This is a genomic window from Streptomyces lincolnensis, from assembly GCF_001685355.1.
Classification (GTDB): Bacteria; Actinomycetota; Actinomycetes; order Streptomycetales; family Streptomycetaceae; genus Streptomyces; species Streptomyces lincolnensis.
The window spans coordinates 8559452-8580799 of sequence record NZ_CP016438.1 but is presented as its reverse complement, the minus strand read 5'-3'; the positions used below and the strand labels follow the sequence as shown (position 1 = coordinate 8580799).

Genomic DNA, 21348 nt, shown 5'->3' with positions numbered 1-21348 from the left:
TCAGTGGTCATGACCGGCCGCCGAGTGCGAGCCGTGCTCGTGCGGGTCGTACCCGGGGATCGTCCCGTCCGTCTTCTTCACCAGGAACAGGCCCACCATGCCCATGTCGGAGTGGCTCTGGACGTGGCAGTGGTACATCCAGGCGCCCGCTCCGACCCCCTCACCCGCGATCACCTGGAAGCCGAAGGAGTCCGCGGGGCCGACGATCTTGTTGTCGATGACCTGGCTGGGGTCGTCGGGGCCGGTGAGCATGCCCGTGCGGTTGTCGGCCCAGCGGTGACCGTGCATGTGGAAGGTGTGGTAGAACTCGCCGTGCGTGATCATCACGAACTCGACGCGATCGCCCACCGTGGCCTCGAAGTTCGGGCCCGAGTGCGCCGGCTTGTTGTTGATGAGCATGTCGTTGAAGACGATCGTGTGGGTCGCGTCCGGCAGGACATCGCCCTTGCGGCGCACGATCACCGGACCGTACAGGCCCTTCTGGAGGCCGATCGTGCCGTGCGGGGTGCCGACGACGTGGTCGTGGTAGTGCCAGTAGCCCGCGCTGCCCGCCCGCCAGGTGCCGTCCGCCCGGCGGCCGGGGAGGTGGGTGCGCCAGGTGTAGGTGCGGGTGCCGCCCGGCTCGACGTCGCTCTTGTTCTGCTTCGTGCCGTCGCTGGAGATCTCGTAGTCCAGGCCGTGCACATGCAGGCTCACCGCCACGTCCATGGTGTTCTCGAACTCGATGTGGAGGGTGTCGCCCTCGTTGAGTTCGATCAGCGGCCCCGGAACGGTCGCCTTGCCCTTCTCCAGGCCGTAGCCCATCTGCCCGCCGGCGAGCTTCTCGGCGTACAGCTTGATGCGCCTGACCTCACCCCCGCCGGGGGCGATCCTCGGGGCGGCCGCGCTCATGGCCTCCGGCCCGAGCGACATCGATGTCGCGACGACCGCGCCGCCCAGCAGCACCCGCCGGTTGAACCCGCGTCTGTCCATGCGGAACTCCCCACCCTGATACGGAACTTGCGGAGACGCACCTGTGATGAACCTGTGAGACCGTAGCGGCATCGGACCCGTTTATCCACACCCTGGACAAAGTTCGTGCCAACGCGGTCATAGGTATTGGCGAGTTGGGCAAAGAGGTCTAGCTTCCATGGCGCTGTTGCTGTGACCGAGGAGGTGCCCATGCACTTACGAGGGTTGAGCGCGAGAAGCGGAAGAAGACGGGTCTGGACGGCGACCGTGACGGCCGGTGTGGTGGCCGCGGGGATGCTGTCGGGGACCACCGCCACGGCGGGTCCGGATCCCGGCCCGTTGCCGACAACGATGTCCGTGAAGTCGCCACCGGGCGGCTCGGACGTACAGGTGCTGATCTTCCACGGGTCGGCCGCGTCCGGGGAGGAGTCGCCGGTCGTCAACGCCGGCATCGAGGCGATCGAGCGGATCGGGCTGTCCGGGCCCGCGAACCAGCGGTTCGCGGTCGAGGCCACGGGCGACGCCCGGGTGTTCACCGACGAGGCCCGGCTCGGCACGTACAACGCGGTCGTGTTCCTGACCGGCGGGGGCGATGTCCTCGACCCGGACCAGGAGGCGGGCCTGGAGGCCTACATGGAGGCGGGCGGCGGATTCGTCGGCATCCATGACGCGGCCCGCGCGGAGCCGTACTCGGACTGGTTCACCGGTCTCGTCGGGGCCCGTCCCGCGGCGTCGAGCCCGGCGGCCGTGCAGCGGGCGACCGTCGAGGTGGGCGACCGCCGGCATCCGGCCACCAAGGACCTTCCGGTGCAGTGGAAGCGGCCCGACCAGTGGTTCAACTGGACGAAGAACCCCTCCGGCGAGGTGCACACCGTCGCCCGGGTGCGGGAGTCGACCTACAAGCCCGGCGCGAGCGCCAACGGCTGGGACCATCCGGTGAGTTGGTGCCGGGACTACGACGGCGGCCGCTCCTTCTACACCGGTATGGGCGGCACGGTGTCGTCGTACGACGAGACGGAGTTCCGTACGCATCTGCGCGGCGCCCTGCTGTGGACCACCCGGATGGCGCGGGCCGACTGCAAGGCGACGATCAACGGCAACTACACGGCCGAGCGCCTCACCCAGCCCAACCAGGCCGGGCAGAACGACCAGATCGGCGAACCGCACGGCCTGGTCACCGCGCCCGACGGACGCGTGTTCTACATCGGCCGGGGTGGCGCCGACTCCTCCCAGCCGGTGATCACGGACTGGAACAACCCGGACATCGGCAAGGGCAAGGGCGAGATCCACGTCTACGACCCGGCGACCAAGAAGGTCACCCTGGCGGGGGCGTTGACGGTCTTCGGCAACAAGGGCGGCGGCGACGAGCTGGTCAAGGTCGAGGAGGGCCTGCTCGGCATCGAACTCGACCCGCGCTTCGAGCAGAACGGCTGGGTGTACCTGCATTACACCCCGCACTCCCGGCTCAACCGCGACACCCGCATGGCCGAGCGGTACGTCTCCCGCTTCACGCTCGACCTCGCCACCAACAAGCTGGACCTGAACAGCGAGAAGGTGCTGCTCAAGTGGCCGGTGCAGGTGCACAGTTGCTGCCACTCGGGCGGCGGGATGGCCTGGGACTCCCAGGGCAACCTGTACATCGCGACGGGTGACAACAACTCCAGCGGCTTCAGCGCCGGCTACTCCGGCAACAACCCGCAGCCCAACTACAAGGGCGTCTCCTTCGCGGACGCGCGCCGCACCGCCGGCAACACCAACAACCTCAACGGCAAGATCCTGCGCATCCACCCGGAGGCCGACGGGACGTACACACTCCCCGACGGCAATCTCTTCACCGGCAGGGAGACCGACGAGGGCGGCGGCAAGACGCGCGGCGAGATCTATGTGATGGGGGTCAGGAACCCGGCCCGCATCTTCGTCGACCAGGCGACCGACATCCTCTACGCCGGCTGGGTCGGCCCGGACGCGAGCGCGCCGTCGACGACCTGGGGCCCCGCCAAGTACGACACGTTCGCCGTGATCACCAAGGCGAGCAACCGGGGCTGGCCGTACTGCATGGGCAACAAGCAGCCCTACCGGGACCGCAATCTGCCGGACCCCTCGCAGCCGCTGGGCTGGTACGACTGCGACCGCCCGAAGAACGAGTCGCCGAACAACGACGGCCTGGTGAACCTGCCGCCCGTCACCGGCAACAACATCTGGTACTCCCCGCAGGGCGGCGCACCGGACTACCCGCGGGACGCGAACGGCATCCCCTCGTACAAGCCGGAGCAGGCCACCTATCTGCTGCCCTGGCTCAAGGGCGGCGGCCAGGCCGCGATGAACGGGCCGGTCTACCGCTACGACACCGCCTCGGCCACCAGCACCGTCAAGTGGCCGGCGTACTGGGACGGCAAGTGGTTCGTCGGTGACTTCTACGACGCCGACCAGCCGCGCAACGCGGTCATCACCGATCCGAGGAACCACGGCGAGGGCGGACTGCCCGTGCACTCCGAGTCGTTGAAGAAGATCGTGCCGATCGGCAACGACGGCATCAAGAACCTCATGGACTGGAAGTTCGGTCCGGACGGCGCGCTGTACGTCCTCGACTACGGCCGTGGCTTCTTCACCTCGGACGCCAAGTCGGCGCTGTGGCGGGTCACCTACAAGGGCGGCGGGCCGACGCCGGCCGCGGACCAGCTGGTGAGGGGGGCTCAGTGACCACGCGGGTGACACGGCGGCGAAGACTCTGGACGGCCGTACTGGCCGCCGTACTCATGATGCTCGGCCTCCAGGCCGTGCCCGCCACCGGGCAGCCGGAGAGCCGGGCGGCGGCGGCCGCCGCACAGGTCCTCACCTGGACCGCCGGAAACGACATCGACAAGTACACGTCCGCACCGGTGACCGCCGAGGCGGGCACGGCGACGATCGTCTTCGAGAACAGTGTGGCCACCGGCAACACCATCGGGATGCCGCACACGCTGACGTTCGTGACCTCGGACCCCGAGTTCAACAACGACGTCCAGCTCAACATCCTCGCCAACCCGAACGACTCGATGGGCGGCCGCCACACCGCGGAGGTCACGCTCACCCCGGGCCGCTACTTCTACCACTGCACGATTCCCGGCCACGGGATGATGCAGGGCATCCTGGTGGTGACCGAGGGCACCGGCGAGGACACCACCGCTCCCGAGGCGGCCGCGCAGGTGACCGGCACGCAGAACACGCAGGGCCAGTACGTCGGTTCGGCGAGCGTGGCGATCAGCGCGACCGACGAGGAGGGCGGCTCCGGCGTCGACCGCGTCGAGTACGCGATCGGTGACACCGGCGCCTGGCAGCCGTACACCACGCCGGTCGTCGTCGACCAGGTCGGCGACCACAAGGTGCGCTACCGGGCGGTCGACAAGGCGGGCAACGTCTCGGCGGAGAAGAGCGCCGCGTTCACGGTCGTGGCCCCGTCCTCGGAGGACACCACCCCGCCGGAGACCTCGGCGACGGTGAGCGGGGAGCGCAACCCCGACGGCACGTACATCGACATGGCGACGGTGACCGTGTCGGCCTCCGACACCGGCACCGGCGTCAACACCGTCGAGTACGCCGTCGGCACGGGCGCCTGGCAGCCGTACACCACGCCCGTGATGGTGCATCAGGTCGGCACGCACACCGTGCGCTACCGGGCCAGTGACAAGGCGGGGAACGTCGCCCCCGAGAAGAGCGTCGTGTTCACCGTCGTGGCGGCGCCCCCGGAGGACACCACTCCCCCGGTGACCGGGGTGACCCTGGACGGCACCCGCAACTCCGACGGGGCGTACGTGGGCAACGCCAAGGTGACCGTGAGCGCGACCGACGCGGGCGGTTCGGGTGTCGAGCGGATCGAGTACTCGCTCGACGGCGGACCGTACCTGGCCTACACCGCGCCGGTGGTGGTCGACCGGGCGGGTGTGCACACCATGGCGTACCGGGCGAGCGACAAGGCGGGCAACACCGCCGCGGCCCGCACGGTGACCTTCACGGTGGTGTCGAGCCAGGTCCCGGCACCCACCTGCCCCGAGTTCGACGAGCGGCTGACGGTGATCGTCGGCACGGTCGACTCGGGCGTCCCGAACCGGATCACGCGCGGCCGGTGCCTGATCAACGAGTTGATCGAGGACGAGAAGCAGTGGTCCTCGCACGCGCTGTTCCTCAAGCACGTGACCACCGTCCTGGACAAGCTCTTCAAGGACGGCGTGATCGACGAGCGCGAGTACGACGCCATCGACGCGGCGGCCCGTGAGTCCGGGATCGGCAAGCCCGGCCAGACCGAGGGCTACACCACGATCCTCGACGGCAGCGCGGCCTCCTTCGCCAAGTGGCAGCACGTGGGCGGCGGTTCCTTCGCGCCGTCCGGCGACGGGTCGATCACCAGCGGCACCACGAAGGCCGGCCTCGGCATGCTGTGGTTCCCGCAGCGCAAGTACGGCGACTTCTCGCTGAAGCTCCAGTGGCGCGACGACGCCCCGGGCACCGGCAACGCCAACGCCGGTGTGTTCGTGCGCTTCCCGTGGGTCCACGACCATCCCGAGGAGACGCGTCCGGAGTGGGTCGCCATCAAGTACGGCCATGAGGTGCAGGTGCTCGACCGGCCCGACGGCGACATGTACAAGACCGGTTCGGTCTACGGCTTCGACCGGGTGGGACTCGCGGGCGCGGGCGTCACCCAGAAGGGCACCTGGAACGACTACGAGATCCGGGTGGTCGACCAGCACTACTCGGTCTACCGCAACGGCGTCCTCATCAACGAGTTCGACAACATCGGCGGCCAGGACTTCACCCCGCCCCGCTCGGACGACCCGGGCACGGACGGGCGGCGGTTCTCCTCCGGCTACATCGGACTCCAGGTCCACGGCACGACGGATGTGATCTCGTACCGGGACATCAGGATCAAGGAGCTGTAGGCGGCACCCCGGGCGCCTTCTTGGCCCGGCTCGGCTGTACCCGCGTGGGTTCCCCCGGCATCTTCGGATACTCGGGCGGGTACGGCAGGTCGCCCAGGCCGTGGTCGTGTTCGTCACGGCGGGCGAGGTCCAGGAGGGCGTCCAGCGAGAAGGCGTGATCGTCCATGTCCGCGTGCACGTCGCCGAGTTCGGCGAAGCGCGCGGGCATGGTCGCGAGGTCGAAGTCCTGGGGGTGCGCCTCGCCCACCTCCTCCCAGCGCAGCGGCGCGGAGACCGGGGCGTGCGGGCGGGGCCGTACCGAGTAGGCGGAGGCGATCGTGCGGTCCCTGGCCGTCTGGTTGTAGTCGACGAAGATGCGCTCGCCCCGCTCCTCCTTCCACCACTTGATGGTCACGTGGTCCGGCATCCGGCGTTCCATCTCGCGTCCGACGGCGATCGCGGCGCGCCGGACCTGGGTGAAGGTCCAGCGGGGTTCGATCGGCACGAAGACGTGCAGCCCACGCCCGCCGGAGGTCTTGGGCCAGCCCCGCAGACCGCCGAACTCCTCCAGCACCGCCCGCAGTTCATGCGCCGCGCGCACGGCGTCGTCGTAGTCCGTGCCGGGCTGCGGGTCGAGGTCGATGCGGAGTTCGTCGGGACGGTCCACGTCGTCGCGGCGCACCGGCCAGGGGTGGAAGGTGAGGGTGCCGAACTGGGCGGCCCACAGGACGGCGGCCTCCTCGGTGGGGCACATCTCGTCGGCACTGCGGCCGCTGGGGAAGGTGATGTGGGCGGTGGGAATCCAGTCGGGCATGTTCTTGGGCGCCCGCTTCTGGAAGAACGACTCGCCGGTCACTCCTTCGGGGTAGCGCTCGAGGGTGGTGGGGCGGTTGCGCAGGGCGCGCAGGATGCCGGGGGCGACGGCCTGGTAGTAGCGGGCGAGATCCAGCTTGGTGAAGCCGCGCTCCGGAAAGAAGACCTTGCCCGGACTGGACAGCCGCACGGTCCGGCCGCCCGCCTGAAGTTCCACCGCTTCGCCCATGCGAGCCACGGTAGGCGTACCTCGCACATCGGGCATTTCGGGTGACGTCGGCGCAGAATCGGAGCATGGATCTGCCGGTGATGCCCCCCGTGAAGCCCATGCTCGCCAAGTCCGTGGCGAGCATCCCCCCGGGCATGCACTACGAGGCGAAATGGGACGGGTTCCGGGCCATCGTGTTCCGCGACGGGGCCGAGGTCGAGGTCGGCAGCCGTACCGGTAAGCCGCTGACCAGGTACTTTCCCGAGCTGGTCGTGGCGTTGGAGCAGCGGGTGCCGGAGCGGTGTGTGCTGGACGGGGAGATCGTCATCGCGCGGGACGGGCGGCTGGACTTCGACGCGCTGACCGAGCGCATCCATCCGGCCCAGTCCCGGGTGCGGACGCTGGCGGAGCGGACGCCCTCGTCGTTCGTCGCGTTCGATCTGCTGGCCCTGGCGGACGAGTCGCTGTTGGACGTGCCCCTGACCGATCGGCGGGCGCTGCTCAGCAGGGCCCTGGAGGGGGTGACGGCACCGGTGCACGTGGCGCCGGCGACCACCGACATCGACCTCGCGACCCGCTGGTTCGAGCAGTACGAGGGGGCCGGCCTGGACGGGGTCGTCGCCAAGCCGCTCACCGGGCGCTACCTCCAGGACGAGCGCGCCATGTTCAAGATCAAGCACGAGCGCACGGCGGACGTCGTCGTGGCCGGTTACCGCCTCCACAAGAGCGGCCCGGTCGTCGGCTCGCTGTTGCTGGGGCTCTACGACGACAAGGGCGCCCTTCAGCACGTCGGCGTGTCCGCGGCCTTCCCCATGAAGCGGCGGGCCGAGCTGATCGAGGAGCTGGAGCCGCTGCGCATGGCGGATGCCGCGGGGCATCCCTGGGCGGCCTGGGCCGAGGAGGCGGCGCACGAGACGGCCCGGCTGCCGGGTGCCCCCAGCCGCTGGTCGGGCAAGAAGGACCTGTCGTGGGTGCCGCTCAGGCCGGAGCGGGTGGCCGAGGTGGCCTACGACCACATGGAGAACGGCGCACGGTTCAGGCACACCGCCCGCTTCCGCCGCTGGCGGCCGGACCGGACACCGGACAGCTGCACCTACGCGCAGCTGGAGGAGCCGGTCCGCTACGACCTCCAGGAGATCCTGTCGGGCCCCTGAGTCAGGGCGTCATCAGCACCTTGACCGCGCCCTCCCGCTTGCGCTGGAACATCTCGTACGCGTGCGGGGCCTCGCTCAGCAGCAGCCGGTGGGTGGCGAAGTCGTCGACGCCGAGCGGGTCCTCGTCGGTGAGGTAGGGGATGATCTCGTCGCTCCAGCGGCGCACGTTGGCCTGGCCCATCCGGAGCTGGATCTGCTTGTCGAACATCGTGAGCATCGGCAGCGGGTCGGCCATGCCGCCGTACACACCGGACAGCGAGATCGTGCCGCCCCTGCGCACCAGATCGATGGCCGTGTAGAGGGCGGCGAGCCTATCGACGCTGAAGCGTTCCGCGAACGGTCCGCTGATCTTCCGGGGCAGCAGCGCCGAGGCCGTCTGGGCGAGCTTGGCGGCGGCGCTGCCGTGGGCCTCGGTGCCCACGGCGTCGATCACGGCGTCCGGGCCGCGCCCGTCCGTCTCGTCGCGGATCGCCTGGACCAGCTCCTTCTCGTTGCCGAAGCCCCTGAGGTCGTACGTCTCGACTCCACGGGACCGGGCCCGGCGCAGCCGCTCGCTCACCAGGTCCACGCCGAACACCCGGCCGGCTCCCTTGACCTGTGCGATACGGCAGGCCATGTCGCCGATGGGGCCGAGCCCGAGGACGGCGACGCTGCCGCCCTCGGGCACGTCGGCGTAGGCGACCGCCTGCCAGGCGGTGGGCAGCACGTCGGAGAGGTAGACGAACCGGTCGTCGGGCGGGCCCTCGGGGACCTTGATCGGGCCGTACTGCGCCTGCGGGACGCGCAGGTACTCGGCCTGGGCGCCCGGGACGGCGCCGTAGAGGCGGGTGTAGCCGAACAGGGCGGCGCCCATGCCCTCGCTGGTGACCTGGGTGGTCTCGCACTGCGTGGGCAGGCCGGTCAGGCACATCCAGCAGGTGCCGCACGCGATCTGGAACGGCACCACGACCCGGTCACCCACCGCGAGGTCGGGCACTCCCGCGCCGACCTCCTCGACGATGCCCATGGGCTCGTGGCCGAGGATGTCGCCCGGTGTCATGAACGGGGTGAGCACCTCGTAGAGGTGCAGGTCGGAGCCGCACAGCCCGGTGGAGGTGACGCGGATGACGGCGTCCGTCGGCTCCTGGATCTCCGGATCGGGCACGCTCTCCACCCGTACGTCCCGCTTGCCCTGCCAGGTCACTGCCTTCATCGCCCACTCCCTCGGTCGTGTCGGCGGGTCGGGTCCGCGGTGGCGCCCGGGTACCCGGGCGCCACCTGGCGAACCGCCCTCCCTGGGCCGATCGGCCTATGCGTCGCGCTCAATCAGATCCGAACGGGTATGGCCATCAATGAACTGATAAGCGCACAATCAATGACACGAGACAGGTGGCCGACGGTGGGCATGGGACAGACGGCGCGCACGCGACGCGCCACGACTACGGCGGTGCTCGTGGCCGCCGCGATGACGGCGGCGCTGGCGGCGGGCTGCACGGGAACGGGCACCCCCGCCGACGACGGGCGCGGGCAGCCGGGCACCCCGGACGCGAGCCGGAGTGCCGACGGCACGGCCGCCCCGGCCGCCGAGTCCGTGCTCGCCGTGAAGATCGACAATGTGCGCGCGGCCCGGCCGCAGACGGGCCTCGACGCGGCGGACGTGGTGTACGCCGAGCAGGTCGAGGGCGGGCTCAGCCGACTGATGGCGGTGTACGCGACCAAGCTCCCGAAGGTCGTCGGGCCGGTGCGCAGCGCCCGCGAATCGGATCTGGAGCTGCTGCGCCAGTTCGAGCGGCCCGTCCTCGCCTTCTCCGGCGCCCAGGGCAAGCTGATGCCGCTGATCAACAAGGCGCCGCTGGACGTGCAGACACCCGAGAAGGTGGCCGACGCCTACTTCCGGGGCACCGACAAGCCCTCCCCGCACAATCTCTACCTGCGCCCGAACAAGCTGCTGGCCACCGCACCGGGCGCCGACGCGCTGACGAACGGCTTCCACCACGGCGCGGCGCCCGCGGGAGGGGAGCCGACGGCCTCGCGGACCGTGCGCTACCCGGCGGCCCGCTTCACCTTCACCTGGTCCGCGGACCGGAACCGCTGGCTGGTCTCGCAGGACGGGACGCCGACCGTGACGACCGACGGCGAACGGGTGGCGCCCGCGACGGTCGTGGTGCAGTACGTGAAGATCCGCAAGTCCGCCTTCCACGACTTCCTCGGCAACAACACGCCGTACACCGAGACCGTCGGCTCGGGCCGGGCCGAGGTGCTGCGCGGCGGCCGGTCCTACGACGCGGGCTGGGAGCGCGCGCGGGCCGAGGACGGCACCCGGTTCACGACGGCGGACGGCGCTCCGCTGAACTTCGCGCGGGGGCAGGTGTGGGTGGTGTTCGCGAAGGCGTGAGCGTCGGTCAGGAGCGGGCGGCGAGGGGCTCCGCGGGACGTCCCGCGGGATTACGGAGTCCCTCGGCCGCGTCCGAGACCCGGCGCAGCAGATCGAAGAAGACGGCCTGCTCCTCGGCGGAGAGCGGACCCAGGAAGACCTGGTTCATCCGCGCGGTGCGCACGGTCAGCTTGCGGTGGGTGCGCAGTCCCTCGTCGGTGAGGCGCAGCAGGAAGCGGCGGCCGTCCTGCGGGTCGCGCACCTTGTCCAGCAGCCCGCGCCGGCCGAGGCGGCTGATCACCTCGGCGATGGTGGACCGGTCGAGCCCCACCCGCTCCCCCACCGTGCGCTGGTCGAGACCGGGCTCGGCGACGAGCGTGTTCAGGACCGCGAACTGCGGAGAGGTGATCTCCTCTGAGACCATCGTGTTCCACAGCAGATAGTGGGCCTGCTGGAGCCGCCGGGCGAGGTGCCCGGGATGGGTGGTGAGGTCCACCGCGGCCATATGCACTCCCGAGGTCGAATTCGTTGGTGTACTGAACAATACTCGGCGATGCCATGGCTGTCTGCGGTGTCTCCGAGGCTTACATCCGATCTGACCTCGCTTTTCTCCCGGGTCTTGACGCCCCGCCGTAGCGGTGGCAGCGTGAGGAATACCTCGTGAAATTAATCAGTGCCCTGAGTAATTACTCGCACTGGGTGCGCGGACGGGATGAGGCTTCACGGATGGACAAGGTGGTCGCCACGGCCCTGGAGGCGGTGGCCGATGTGCCGGAGGGCGCATCGCTGGCGGTGGGCGGTTTCGGGCTGAGCGGTGTGCCGAACGTGCTGATCCAGGCGCTGTTCGAGCGGGGGGTCTCCGGGCTGAGGGTGGTCTCCAACAACTGCGGGGCGATGGACTCCGGGCTCGCCGTGCTGCTGGCGGCGGGGCGGATCGCCCGGGTGACCGGCTCCTACATCGGGGCGAACAAGGAGTTCGCGCGGCAGTACCTGGCCGGGGAGCTGGAGGTGGAGATGATCCCGCAGGGCACGCTGGCGGAGCGGCTGCGGGCCGGCGGGGCCGGGATTCCCGCCTTCTACACGCCCGCGGGTGTGGGCACACAGGTCGCGGACGGCGGGCTGCCGTGGCGTTACGACGGTTCCGGCGGGGTGGCGGTGGCCTCGCCGCCGAAGGAGGTGCGGGAGTTCGACGGCACCGAGTACGTGCTGGAGCGCGGGATCCGCACCGACTTCGCACTGGTGCGGGCCTGGAAGGGCGACCGGCACGGGAACCTGGTGTTCAACAAGTCCTCCCGGAACTTCAACCCCCTTGCCGCGATGGCCGGTCGGGTCACCGTCGCCGAGGTGGAGGAACTGGTGGAGCCCGGGGAGATCGAGCCGGACGCGGTGCATCTGCCGGGGATCTTCGTCCAGCGGGTGATCGCGCTGACGGCGGAGCAGGCGGCGGACAAGCGGATCGAGCAGCGGACGGTGAGCAGCTGATGGCCTGGACGCGGGAAGAGATGGCCGCGCGCGCCGCGCGGGAGCTTCGGGACGGGCAGTACGTCAATCTCGGCATCGGTCTGCCGACGCTGATCCCGAACTATCTGCCGAAGGGCGTGGAGGTGGTCCTGGAGTCGGAGAACGGCATCCTGGGCACCGGACCGTATCCGACGGAGGACGCCGTCGACCCGGATCTGATCAACGCGGGCAAGGAGACCGTGACCGTGCTGCCGGGCGCCTCCTTCTTCGACTCGGCGCTGTCCTTCGGCATGATCCGCGGCGGCCACATCGACGTCGCCGTGCTGGGCGCGATGCAGGTCTCGCAGCGGGGTGATCTGGCGAACTGGGCGATCCCGGGGAAGCTGATCACCGGGATCGGCGGGGCGATGGACCTGGTGCACGGGGCCCGCACGGTCATCGTGGTGATGACCCACACCGCCAAGGACGGCTCGCCGAAGATCCTCTCCGAGTGCGCGCTGCCGCTCACCGGCAAGGCGTGCGTGAACCGGGTCATCACCGATCTCGGCGTGCTGGACGTGACCGACGACGGGCTGGTGCTGACCGAGGTCGCGCCCGGTGTGAGCGTCGACGACGTCATCGCCAGGACGGACGCGAAACTGACCGTGGCGGAGGATCTGCTGTGAAACCGGTGTACATCGTGGACGCGGTACGGACCCCGATCGGCCGCTACAACGGCGGCCTCGCATCGGTGCGTCCGGACGATCTGGCCGCCCACGCCATCCGTGAACTCCTCGGCCGCACACCTGCGTTGGATCCGGCGCGGATCGAGGACGTGTACTTCGGCAACGCCAACGGCGCCGGTGAGGAGAACCGCAACGTCGGCCGGATGGCGGCGCTGCTGGCCGGCCTGCCGACGAGTGTGCCGGGGGTGACGGTCAACCGGCTGTGCGCGTCCGGTCTGGAGGCGGTGATCCAGGCGGCCCGCGCGATCGCCGTCGGGGACGCCTCCATCGCCGTGGCCGGCGGGGTGGAGTCGATGACCCGGGCGCCGTACGTGCTGCCCAAGTCCGAGCAGCCGTTCCCGGCCGGACATGCCGAGCTGTACTCCACCACGCTGGGCTGGCGCATGGTCAACCCGAGGATGGAGCCGCAGTGGACCGTCCCGCTGGGCGAGAGCGCGGAGTTGATCGCCGAGCTGCACAAGATCAGCCGGGAGCAGCAGGACGAGTTCGCGCTCGCCTCCCACCGCAAGGCGGCGGCCGCCGGGCAACAGGGCCTGTTCGACGTCGAGTTGGCACCGGTGTCCGTCCCGCGGCGCAAAGGTGGGCCGGTCCTCGTCGACACCGACGAATCCGTACGGCCGGACGCGTCGCTGGAGGCGATGGCCAAACTCAAGCCGTCCTTCCGCGCCGACGGGGGCACGGTCACCGCCGCCAACGCGTCCCCGCTCAACGACGGGGCGGCGGCGCTGCTGCTGGTCGACGAGGAGGGCCTGGCGGCGACCGGGCGCGAGCCGCTGGCCCGGATCTCCGCGACCGGCGTGAACGCCGTGGACCCGCACTACTTCGGGCTGGCGCCCGTCGAAGCGGTGTCGCGTGCGCTGGCCAAGGCGGGGAGGGGGTTTGGTGATCTGTCGGTGCTGGAGTTGAACGAGGCGTTCGCGGCGCAGGTGCTCGGTTGTGTCGCCGAGTGGCCCGAGTTCGATCCGGCGATTCTGAATCCCCAGGGTGGGGCGATTGCGCTTGGGCATCCGCTCGGGGCGTCCGGTGCGCGGCTTGCGGGGACTGTGGCTCATCAGCTCGCTCGCCGGGGTGGTGGGGTCGGGGTCGCCACGTTGTGTATTGGCGTGGGGCAAGGGCTGGCCCTTGTTTTGGAGCGGTAGGTCCTGCCACGGATTGCCGGACGGCGGCTGTAGGCCGCATGTGGCTGGTCGCGCAGTTCCCCGCGCCCCTAAAAGGGGCGCTACATCTCCCCTTACTTCGACTGGAACGTTAGGAACCCCAAGGACCCCCAATGACTCTCACCCAGCACGACATCGACCAGGAGATCGCGGCCGAGCACGCCGCCTATGAGAAGCGGATCGCCGACGGGGCGCCCGTGGAGCATCAGCCGCGTCGGGACTACGCGCCGTACCGTTCGTCGGTGTTGCGGCATCCGAAGCAGCCACCGGTCACGATCGACGTGGCCAAGGACCCGGAGCTGGTGGAGCTGCACTCGCCGGCCTTCGGGGAGCGGGACATCACCGAGATCGACAACGACCTCACCCGGCAGCACGACGGTGAGCCCATCGGTGAGCGCATCACCGTGTCCGGGCGCCTGCTGGACCGCGACGGGCGGCCGATCCGCGGCCAGCTGATCGAGATCTGGCAGGCCAACGCGGCCGGGCGGTACGCGCACCAGCGCGAGCAGCACGACGCGCCGCTGGACCCGAACTTCACCGGGGTGGGCCGCACGCTCACGGACGGCAGCGGGTTCTACGAGTTCACCACCGTCCAGCCCGGCCCGTACCCGTGGCGTCAGCACCTCAACGCCTGGCGGCCGGCCCATATCCACTTCTCGCTCTTCGGCACGGCGTTCACCCAGCGGCTCGTGACGCAGATGTACTTCCCGAGCGACCCGCTGTTCCCGTACGACCCGATCATCCAGTCGGTGACCGACGACGCGGCCCGGCAGCGGCTGGTCGCCACCTACGACCACAGCCTGTCGGTGCCGGAGTTCTCCATGGGCTACCACTGGGACATCGTGCTCGACGGGCCGCACGCCACCTGGATCGAAGAAGGACGCTGACCTGCCATGACGAAGATCGACACGAGCCGTCCGGAGACCGTGCTCCCGACCCCGTCGCACACGGTCGGCCCCTTCTACGGCCACGCCCTGCCGTTCCCCGGCGGCGGCGACATCGCCCCGATCGGCCATCCCGACACGATCACGCTGCACGGGTACGTCCTCGACGGCGAGGGCAAGCCGCTGCCGGACGCGTTCGTGGAGCTGTGGGGCCCCGACCCGGACGGCAATGTGCCGCGCGTGGACGGCTCGATGCGACGGGACACCGCCAGTGGGGGCTTCCTGGGCCGCAACGGCGTGGAGTTCACCGGCTGGGGGCGCAGCCAGACGGACATGAGCGGCCACTGGAGCGCGCGGACACTGCGGCCCGGGGCGCGGGGGCAGAGCGCGCCGTACATCAGCGTGTGCGTGTTCGCCCGCGGTCTGCTGGTGCACCTGTACACGCGGATCTACCTGCCGGGCGACGAGGCGGTGCTCGCCGCGGACCCGCTGCTCTCCCGGCTGGACCCGGCGCGGCGCGACACGCTGGTCGCCGCGGAGCAGGGAAACAGCACCTACCGTTTCGACATCCGCCTTCAGGGCGAAGGCGAGACGGTCTTCCTGGAGTTCCAGTGACATCTGCCGATCCTGGCCATTCCATCGGTTCCACCGGATCCACCGATTCCACCGAGTCCACCGAGTCCGACGCCGGTCTGCTCGCCCCCGGGTGGGCCCACTCCCCCGCCGCCTCCACGACCAGCGACGGCGCCTACCTCCAGGCGCTGCTGGACACGGAGGCCGCGCTGACCCGGGTGCAGGCCCGGCTGGGTCTCGCCCCGGACGGTGCGGCCGACGCGGTGACCGAGGCGGCCCGCGCGGACCGCTTCGACGTACGCTCCCTCGCCGAGCGGGCCCGCGGCGGCGGCAACCCCGTCATCCCCCTGGTCGCCGACCTGACCGAGGCGGTCGGCGCGGAGTACGGCCCGTACGTGCACCGGGGCGCGACCAGCCAGGACATCCTGGACACGGCGACGATGCTGGTCGCGACCCGCACGCTCGGCCTCGTGCTGGCGGACCTGCACCACGTCCAGCTGGCCCTGGCCCGGCTGGCCGGCGAGCACCGGGACACCGTGATGCCGGGGCGGACGCTGACCCAGCACGCCGTGCCGACGACGTTCGGGCTGAAGGCGGCCGGGTGGCGCTCGCTGGTGCTGGACGCGCGGGACCGGATCGTCGAGGTACGCGACGGCCTCCCCGCCCAACTCGGCGGTGCCGCCGGGACGCTGGCGGCCTTCACGGCGTACGGCGCCCGGAACACCGTGGCCCTCACGGCGGCCTTCGCCCGGGAGCTCGGCTTGGACGCGCCGCTCCTGCCCTGGCACACCCTGCGCACCCCGATCGCCGACCTCGCCGGCTGCCTCGCCTTCACGGCCGGGGCACTCGGCAAGATCGCCACCGACGTCCTGACCCTCGCCCGCACCGAGATCGCCGAGCTGGCGGAGGGCAGCGGGGGCGGTTCGTCGGCCATGCCGCACAAGGCGAACCCCGTACGGTCCACGCTGATCGTGGCCGCCGCCCGGCGCGCGCCGCAGCTCGCGGCCACGCTGTACGGCTCGATGGCCGCCGAGGACGAGCGGCCTGCCGGGGCCTGGCACGCCGAGTGGGAACCGCTCAGGGACCTGCTGCGGCTGGTCGGCGGCGCGGCGCACGACGCCGTCGAACTGGTCGACGGGCTCAGGGTGAACGCGGAGACCATGCGGGAACACCTCGACCTCACCCACGGGTTGGTGGTCTCCGAGCGGCTGTCCGTCGAGCTGGCGCCGGTCCTGGGCCGGGCCCGGGCCAAGGCGCTGCTCACGGAGCTGGCGCGGCGGACGTACTCCGAGGGGCGTTCCCTGGCCGAACTCCTCGCCGAGGTGCCCGAGGTGAAGGACGTCGCAGTCGACGAACTCACCGACCCCGCCCGTTACACCGGCTCCGCCGGAACCCTCACCGACCGTGCTCTGGAGCGACGTTGACCGGGACACTCCTCAACCACCACGCCGAAGGGCCCGCCTCCGGCGCCCCGCTGCTGCTCGGGCCGTCGCTCGGGACCTCGTACGCCCTGTGGGACAAGGTGGCGCCCGACCTGTCCGCCACCCACCGGGTGATCCGCTGGGACCTGCCGGGGCACGGGGGCAGCGCGGCCGACCTGATCGGTCCCGGCGCCGGCGTCGGTGATCTCGCCGCTCTGGTGCTGGCGCTGGCCGACTCGCTCGGCGTCGAGCGGTTCGCCTACGCGGGGGTGTCGCTGGGCGGTGCGGTCGGGCTGCACCTCGCCGTGCACCACCCGGAGCGGATCGAGTCGCTGGCGGTGATCTGTTCCTCCGCCCACTTCAACGGCTCGAAGCCGTGGCAGGAGCGGGCCGCACAGGTCCGCGCGGAGGGCCTGGAGCGGCTCGCCAAGAGCGCCGACGCCCGCTGGTTCACCGCCGGATTCACCGTGCCGGAGCTCGTCCGGGACCACCGGGACGCCGACCCCGGGGCGTACGCCGCCTGCTGCGACGCGCTGGCCGCGTTCGATCTGCGGGACCGGCTGGCGGAGATCTCCGTGCCCACGCTGCTGGTCGCCGGCCGGGAGGATCCGGCGACTCCCCCGGCCCATCTGCGGGAGATCGCGGACGCGGTGCCGTCGGCCGCGCTCGTGGAGATCCCCGGCGCCTCCCACCTGGCGCCCGCACAGTGCCCCGACGCCGTCCTGACCGCGTTGCGGGCCCATCTGAACGGCACCGCCGGGCGGGGCATGGAGGTGCGGCGCGCGGTGCTGGGCGACGCGCACGTGGACCGGGCGCAGGCCCGCCAGACGCCCTTCACCGCCCGCTTCCAGGACTTCATCTCGCGCTACGCGTGGGGCGAGATCTGGACCGACCCGACGCTCAGCCGCCGCGAGCGCAGCATGATCACGCTGACCGCGCTGGTGGCGCACGGCCACTACGACGAGCTGGCCATGCACGTCCGGGCGGCCCGGCGCAACGGGCTGACGCCGGAGGAGATCGGCGCGGTGCTCCTCCAGACGGCCGTGTACTGCGGGGTGCCGGCGGCGAACTCGGCGTTCGCCACCGCCCAGCGGGTGCTGGCCGAGGAAGAAGGGTGACCCTGCCGATCGTACGTCCAGGAGCACCTCGCCCCCGCCCCCACCGCGTGCCTACGGTGGGGGCATGTCCACGATTCTGATCACCGGTGCCACCTCCGGTCTCGGCCGGTATCTCGCCTTCGAGCTGGTCCGCGCCGGCCACCTCGTCCTGGCCCACGGCCGCGATACGGCCCGTACGGAGCGGCTCGTCGAGGAACTGCGCACCGAGGGCACGGCCGAGGGCTTCGTCGCCGACCTGGCCTCCCTGGCGCGGGTACGGGAGCTGGGCGCACGGGTCGCCGAGGCGCACCCCGACCTCGACGTACTGATCAACAACGCGGGTGTCGGCAGCGGCACCCCCGGTTCCGGGCGGGAGGTGAGCGCCGACGGGCACGAACTGCGGCTGGCGGTCAATTATCTCGCGCCGGTCGTCCTCTCCCGCGCCCTGTTGCCCACCCTGCGCGCCCGTCCGTCGGCGCGCATCGTCAACGTCGGCTCGGCCGGCCAGGAGCCCCTCGACTTCGACGATCCCGAGCTGACCCGTGGCTACGCCGGTGTGTCGGCCTACCGCCGCGCCAAGTTCGCCCTCGCCGCCCACACCTTCACCCTCGCCGAGGAACTCCGGGACACCGGCGTCTCGGTGAACGTCCTGCACCCGGCGACCTACATGGACACCGCCATGGTCCGCGAGGGCGGCGTCAGCCCCTGGAGCACGGTCGCCGACGGCGCCCCGGGCGTCCTGGCCCTGGCCACGCGGGAGACGGGCAGCGGCGGCTACTTCGACGGCACGCGTCGGGCGCGGGCACACGAGGGCACGTACGACCCGGAGGTGCGCAAGCGCCTGTCGACGGTCACCGATCAGCTCCTCGCACTGTAGCGGCGTCCGGGGCGCGGGGCCGTGGCGCTTCAGCGCAGCCCGTGCCCCGTCTCCAACGCCGCCCGGGCCTGCGCCACCAACCCGTCCGCGCCGCATGAACGGGCCAGCGCCAGCCCGCGATTGAGCTCGGAGACCGAGCGGGACAGGACCCCGTACTCCACCCGCGCCGCCGCATGCTCGTACTGGCAGGGCGACGACTCCAGATAGGCGACCGCCTGCTCGGCCAGCCGCACCGCCCGCTGTCCGGTCTCCAGCGCGGCGGCGCACCGCAGGGCCTCACCAATGGCCGTGTCGGTCCCGAGCCGCTCGGCGTGCCGGCGCACGTCGGTGGCGAGCTGGGCGGCCCGCACCGGGTCCTCGCCGGCGAGGGCGCGGGTGAGGTCGACGGCCCAGGGAACCACCACCGGGTTGTGATGCCCCCGCACGGCCGCCGCCTTCTCCGCGGCCTCCAGTTCGTTCACCGCGTCCTTCGTGCGCCCGACGGCGAGCAGCAGCCGCCCGCGCACGGAGCGCGGATCGGGCAGGACGATCGTCGAGGGATACGGCGGGGCGAACCCGTACTGTTCGGCGATCGACCAGGCCTCCTCGACATGGCCGCGGGCGAGCAGCGTGTCGACGAGGTTGCAGGTCGCCGACCAGTACAGGGGCAGTCCGCGGCCGACGCGCTCGGCGATGCGCAGCGAATCGTGCAGGGAGGTCTCGGCCTCCCGGAGCCGGCCGCGCCTGCGGTGCGCGAGACCGACGTAGGCGTGCGCCAGGGCGAGGTGGCCGCCGCTCCAGCCGGCCGTCTCGTAGGCGCGCAGGGCCTCGCTGAACAGGCTCTCCGCGCGGTCGAGCCGGTCGGTGTAGGCGTACGACGAGGCCAGCATCAGGGGGAGTTCGACGCCCCACTCGTTGTCGGTCCAGCCGAGCCCGGGTGCGAGGCGGCCGTTGACCAGGGCGCGGTCGCACACCTCGACGATCTCCTCGGCGTTCTCGCCGTGGGTCATGGCGTCGAAGCCGCGCAGGATGAGCAGGGCGCGCTCGGCGTTGTCGCGGCCGGTGCAGGGGCGGGCGAGGGCGGCCAGGCGCTCGGAGCGGCCCGGGGAGGACGCCTCGCCCGCGTGGATGCCCTCCCACATGTACTGCACGGCTTGCAGGCGCATCCGGGCGGGACCGGCATCGTGCCGGGCGGCCTCCGTCTCGACGGTGCGGACGGCCTCCTCCAGCTGGTTGTTGTGCAGCAGGGCCTGGGAGAGGCGGATGACCGCGTCGACACGCTGGTCGCCCTCGAGACCGGGCATGGCGAGCGCGCTCTGGAGATGGTCGATGGTCTTGGCGGGCGCGGTGAGCAGGGTGGCGCAGCCGAGTTCGTAGAGGACGTGCGGGTGGACCTCCGGCGGCGGGGGCTCCAGGAGAGCGCGGTCGAGGCAGCGCCGGGCCGCGTCGGGAGCGCCGACGGCGAGGTGGTCGCGGGCCGCCTCGCGCAGCTGCTCGACGAGTTCCTCGTCGTCGTCCGGGTGCACCTGGAGCAGGTGGCGGGAGGCCGCGGCGGCGCCGAGCCCGGATTCGGTGACGACCTGGGCGGCGATGCCGTGCATGGCGGTGCACAGGGCGGGCGGGATGGAGTCGTAGACGGCGGTGGCGATCAGCGGGTGGACGAACTCCAGGTCGCCGCCGCCGGCCTGGGGGTTCACCGGGTCGGGGGCGGTCAGGATGCGGGCTGAGCGCAGCAGTTCGGCGCAGCGCGTCGCGGAGTCCCGTCCCAGGGTGGCGAGTTGGGCCACCAGGTCTACGGAGATGCCGGTGCCGAGAATGGCGGCCGCCCAGGCGAACCGGGTGGCGTCGATGCCGAGTTCCTCCAGGCGGGCGACGAGGCCGCCGCCGCGGGCCGCGCGGTTGAGGTCCCGCAGTTCGACGGCCGAGCCCTCGCTGGGCTCCAGCGCGCTGTCGCGGACCTTGGCGAGGAGTTCGACCGTCTCGTAGGGGTTGCCGCCGGTGACGGCCCAGACCTCGCGGCAGAACGGGGCGTCGGCGTGGTCGCCCAGGGTGGCGCGGGTCAGGCCGGCGGTGGCGTCCGGGGTCAGGGCGCTCAGGGTGGTGTCGGGGTGTCCCGCAGTGGCAGCGATCGCGTCGAGGAGACGGGCGCTCTCGCCGGTCACCTCGCCGGGGCGGCGGGCCACCACGACGAGCACGGACAGGTCGTCGAGGCGTTCGGCGAACGCGGCGAGCCAGCGCAGGGTCTCCTGGTCGGCCCAGTGGGCGTCGTCGATCATCAGCACCAGCGGCCAGTCCCGGCGGGCCAGCCGGCGCACCGCGGCGACCAGTCCGTCGGTGACGCCCTGCGGGTCGGCCCGCCGGTCGGCGGGGTCGGTGAGGCCGAGGGCGGGGCCGGCGATGTCGTACCAGTCGCCGAGGTACTCGCGGGTCTCCTCCGGCATCAGCGAGACCAGGGCGGGCTGGAGCAGGTGCCGTACCACGTTGAAGGGGACGGACCTGAGGGTCTCGCCGCCGCGGGCCGACCACACCGTGCAGCCGGCCGCCTCGGCGAGGCGGCGGATCTCGGCCAGCAGGGCCGTCTTGCCGAAGCCCGCCTCGCCCCGGATCACCAACAGGCTGCCCGAGGAGGACTGGTCCGCCCGCAGGGCCTCCACCGCCCTTGCCACGGCGTCGACTTCCCGCTCGCGCTCCCACAGGGGAGGCCGCACCTCGGTCATCCCGCTACCTCCCCATAGTCGCCCGAACGACGTACAGAACTTGAGCGTAGCCGTCCGGGTGCCGAAGCGGAGGCCGGTCCGGGTAC

Annotated in this window: 17 protein-coding genes; 12 read left to right on the top strand and 5 right to left on the bottom strand. The window is 71.4% G+C overall.

Features of this window, described 5'->3' with window-relative positions; genetic code table 11:
• On the bottom strand, positions 1-972 hold the full coding sequence (locus SLINC_RS37855; RefSeq protein WP_067442941.1) for a multicopper oxidase domain-containing protein: 972 nt from the start codon (positions 970-972) through the stop codon (positions 1-3).
• A gap of 189 nt (positions 973-1161) precedes the next feature.
• Between SLINC_RS37855 and SLINC_RS37850 the strand changes: the two genes are divergently transcribed.
• Positions 1162-3651, top strand: a complete 2490-nt coding sequence (locus SLINC_RS37850; RefSeq protein ID WP_182449251.1) for a ThuA domain-containing protein — start codon at positions 1162-1164, stop codon at positions 3649-3651.
• 56 nt (positions 3652-3707) lie between these two features.
• Complete coding sequence (locus SLINC_RS37845; protein WP_067446131.1) at positions 3708-5864, top strand: OmpL47-type beta-barrel domain-containing protein; 2157 nt, start codon at positions 3708-3710, stop codon at positions 5862-5864.
• On the opposite strand, the gene ligD is transcribed toward SLINC_RS37845, so the two are convergent.
• Positions 5851-6885 (bottom strand): non-homologous end-joining DNA ligase, encoded by a 1035-nt coding sequence (ligD, locus tag SLINC_RS37840; RefSeq protein WP_067442939.1) that lies wholly within the window; start codon positions 6883-6885, stop codon positions 5851-5853. The genes SLINC_RS37845 and ligD overlap by 14 nt on opposite strands.
• A gap of 65 nt (positions 6886-6950) precedes the next feature.
• Between ligD and SLINC_RS37835 the strand changes: the two genes are divergently transcribed.
• Positions 6951-8018 carry an ATP-dependent DNA ligase gene (locus SLINC_RS37835; RefSeq protein ID WP_067442938.1) on the top strand — a complete coding sequence of 356 codons (1068 nt, stop codon included), beginning with the start codon at positions 6951-6953 and terminating at the stop codon, positions 8016-8018.
• Between the two features lies 1 nt (position 8019).
• On the opposite strand, the gene SLINC_RS37830 is transcribed toward SLINC_RS37835, so the two are convergent.
• The gene (locus tag SLINC_RS37830) at positions 8020-9210 is read right to left on the bottom strand and encodes a zinc-dependent alcohol dehydrogenase (RefSeq protein ID WP_067442937.1); all 1191 of its coding nucleotides are present in this window, start codon (positions 9208-9210) and stop codon (positions 8020-8022) included.
• Between the two features lie 192 nt (positions 9211-9402).
• Between SLINC_RS37830 and SLINC_RS37825 the strand changes: the two genes are divergently transcribed.
• Complete coding sequence (locus tag SLINC_RS37825; protein ID WP_067442936.1) at positions 9403-10392, top strand: DUF3048 domain-containing protein; 990 nt, start codon at positions 9403-9405, stop codon at positions 10390-10392.
• Between the two features lie 7 nt (positions 10393-10399).
• Here SLINC_RS37825 and SLINC_RS37820 read toward each other — a convergent pair whose 3' ends face one another.
• Positions 10400-10876: a MarR family winged helix-turn-helix transcriptional regulator gene (locus tag SLINC_RS37820; protein WP_067442935.1), complete on the bottom strand. Its 477-nt coding sequence runs from the start codon at positions 10874-10876 to the stop codon at positions 10400-10402.
• A gap of 221 nt (positions 10877-11097) precedes the next feature.
• Between SLINC_RS37820 and SLINC_RS37815 the strand changes: the two genes are divergently transcribed.
• The 8 genes from SLINC_RS37815 (at position 11098) to SLINC_RS37780 (ending at position 18566) form a co-directional block, all read left to right on the top strand.
• The gene (locus SLINC_RS37815) at positions 11098-11853 is read left to right on the top strand and encodes a CoA transferase subunit A (protein ID WP_067442934.1); all 756 of its coding nucleotides are present in this window, start codon (positions 11098-11100) and stop codon (positions 11851-11853) included.
• Positions 11853-12497: a CoA transferase subunit B gene (locus SLINC_RS37810; protein WP_067442933.1), complete on the top strand. Its 645-nt coding sequence runs from the start codon at positions 11853-11855 to the stop codon at positions 12495-12497. The genes SLINC_RS37815 and SLINC_RS37810 overlap by 1 nt, the downstream gene beginning before the upstream one ends.
• Positions 12494-13696, top strand: coding sequence for a thiolase family protein (locus SLINC_RS37805; RefSeq protein WP_067442932.1), 1203 nt, complete (start codon positions 12494-12496; stop codon positions 13694-13696). Before SLINC_RS37810 ends, SLINC_RS37805 begins: the two co-directional genes overlap by 4 nt.
• A 131-nt stretch (positions 13697-13827) precedes the next feature.
• On the top strand, positions 13828-14601 hold the full coding sequence (pcaH, locus tag SLINC_RS37800) for a protocatechuate 3,4-dioxygenase subunit beta (protein ID WP_067442931.1): 774 nt from the start codon (positions 13828-13830) through the stop codon (positions 14599-14601).
• 6 nt (positions 14602-14607) lie between these two features.
• On the top strand, positions 14608-15213 hold the full coding sequence (gene pcaG, locus SLINC_RS37795; protein WP_067442930.1) for a protocatechuate 3,4-dioxygenase subunit alpha: 606 nt from the start codon (positions 14608-14610) through the stop codon (positions 15211-15213).
• A gap of 23 nt (positions 15214-15236) precedes the next feature.
• Entirely contained in the window at positions 15237-16595 is a 1359-nt protein-coding gene (gene pcaB, locus SLINC_RS37790) for a 3-carboxy-cis,cis-muconate cycloisomerase (RefSeq protein ID WP_067446130.1), read from the top strand.
• A complete protein-coding gene (gene pcaDC / locus SLINC_RS37785) occupies positions 16592-17710 on the top strand; it encodes a bifunctional 3-oxoadipate enol-lactonase/4-carboxymuconolactone decarboxylase PcaDC (protein WP_067442929.1) in 1119 nt (372 codons plus the stop codon). Before pcaB ends, pcaDC begins: the two co-directional genes overlap by 4 nt.
• 64 nt (positions 17711-17774) lie before the next feature.
• Positions 17775-18566 (top strand): SDR family NAD(P)-dependent oxidoreductase, encoded by a 792-nt coding sequence (locus tag SLINC_RS37780; RefSeq protein WP_067442928.1) that lies wholly within the window; start codon positions 17775-17777, stop codon positions 18564-18566.
• Between the two features lie 29 nt (positions 18567-18595).
• On the opposite strand, the gene SLINC_RS37775 is transcribed toward SLINC_RS37780, so the two are convergent.
• The gene (locus SLINC_RS37775; protein ID WP_067442927.1) at positions 18596-21262 is read right to left on the bottom strand and encodes an ATP-binding protein; all 2667 of its coding nucleotides are present in this window, start codon (positions 21260-21262) and stop codon (positions 18596-18598) included.
• Positions 21263-21348 lie beyond the last annotated feature (86 nt).

What these genes read in the sequence shown, in the direction of transcription:
- SLINC_RS37855 (WP_067442941.1), bottom strand. Translation starts at nt 972, where the DNA reads ATGGACAGACGCGGGTTCAACCGGCGGGTGCTGCTGGGCGGCGCGGTC.
- SLINC_RS37850 (WP_182449251.1), top strand. Translation starts at nt 1,162, where the DNA reads ATGCACTTACGAGGGTTGAGCGCGAGAAGCGGAAGAAGACGGGTCTGG.
- SLINC_RS37845 (WP_067446131.1), top strand. Translation starts at nt 3,708, where the DNA reads ATGATGCTCGGCCTCCAGGCCGTGCCCGCCACCGGGCAGCCGGAGAGC.
- ligD (WP_067442939.1), bottom strand. Translation starts at nt 6,885, where the DNA reads ATGGGCGAAGCGGTGGAACTTCAGGCGGGCGGCCGGACCGTGCGGCTG.
- SLINC_RS37835 (WP_067442938.1), top strand. Translation starts at nt 6,951, where the DNA reads ATGGATCTGCCGGTGATGCCCCCCGTGAAGCCCATGCTCGCCAAGTCC.
- SLINC_RS37830 (WP_067442937.1), bottom strand. Translation starts at nt 9,210, where the DNA reads ATGAAGGCAGTGACCTGGCAGGGCAAGCGGGACGTACGGGTGGAGAGC.
- SLINC_RS37825 (WP_067442936.1), top strand. Translation starts at nt 9,403, where the DNA reads ATGGGACAGACGGCGCGCACGCGACGCGCCACGACTACGGCGGTGCTC.
- SLINC_RS37820 (WP_067442935.1), bottom strand. Translation starts at nt 10,876, where the DNA reads ATGGCCGCGGTGGACCTCACCACCCATCCCGGGCACCTCGCCCGGCGG.
- SLINC_RS37815 (WP_067442934.1), top strand. Translation starts at nt 11,098, where the DNA reads ATGGACAAGGTGGTCGCCACGGCCCTGGAGGCGGTGGCCGATGTGCCG.
- SLINC_RS37810 (WP_067442933.1), top strand. Translation starts at nt 11,853, where the DNA reads ATGGCCTGGACGCGGGAAGAGATGGCCGCGCGCGCCGCGCGGGAGCTT.
- pcaH (WP_067442931.1), top strand. Translation starts at nt 13,828, where the DNA reads ATGACTCTCACCCAGCACGACATCGACCAGGAGATCGCGGCCGAGCAC.
- pcaG (WP_067442930.1), top strand. Translation starts at nt 14,608, where the DNA reads ATGACGAAGATCGACACGAGCCGTCCGGAGACCGTGCTCCCGACCCCG.
- SLINC_RS37780 (WP_067442928.1), top strand. Translation starts at nt 17,775, where the DNA reads ATGTCCACGATTCTGATCACCGGTGCCACCTCCGGTCTCGGCCGGTAT.
- SLINC_RS37775 (WP_067442927.1), bottom strand. Translation starts at nt 21,262, where the DNA reads ATGACCGAGGTGCGGCCTCCCCTGTGGGAGCGCGAGCGGGAAGTCGAC.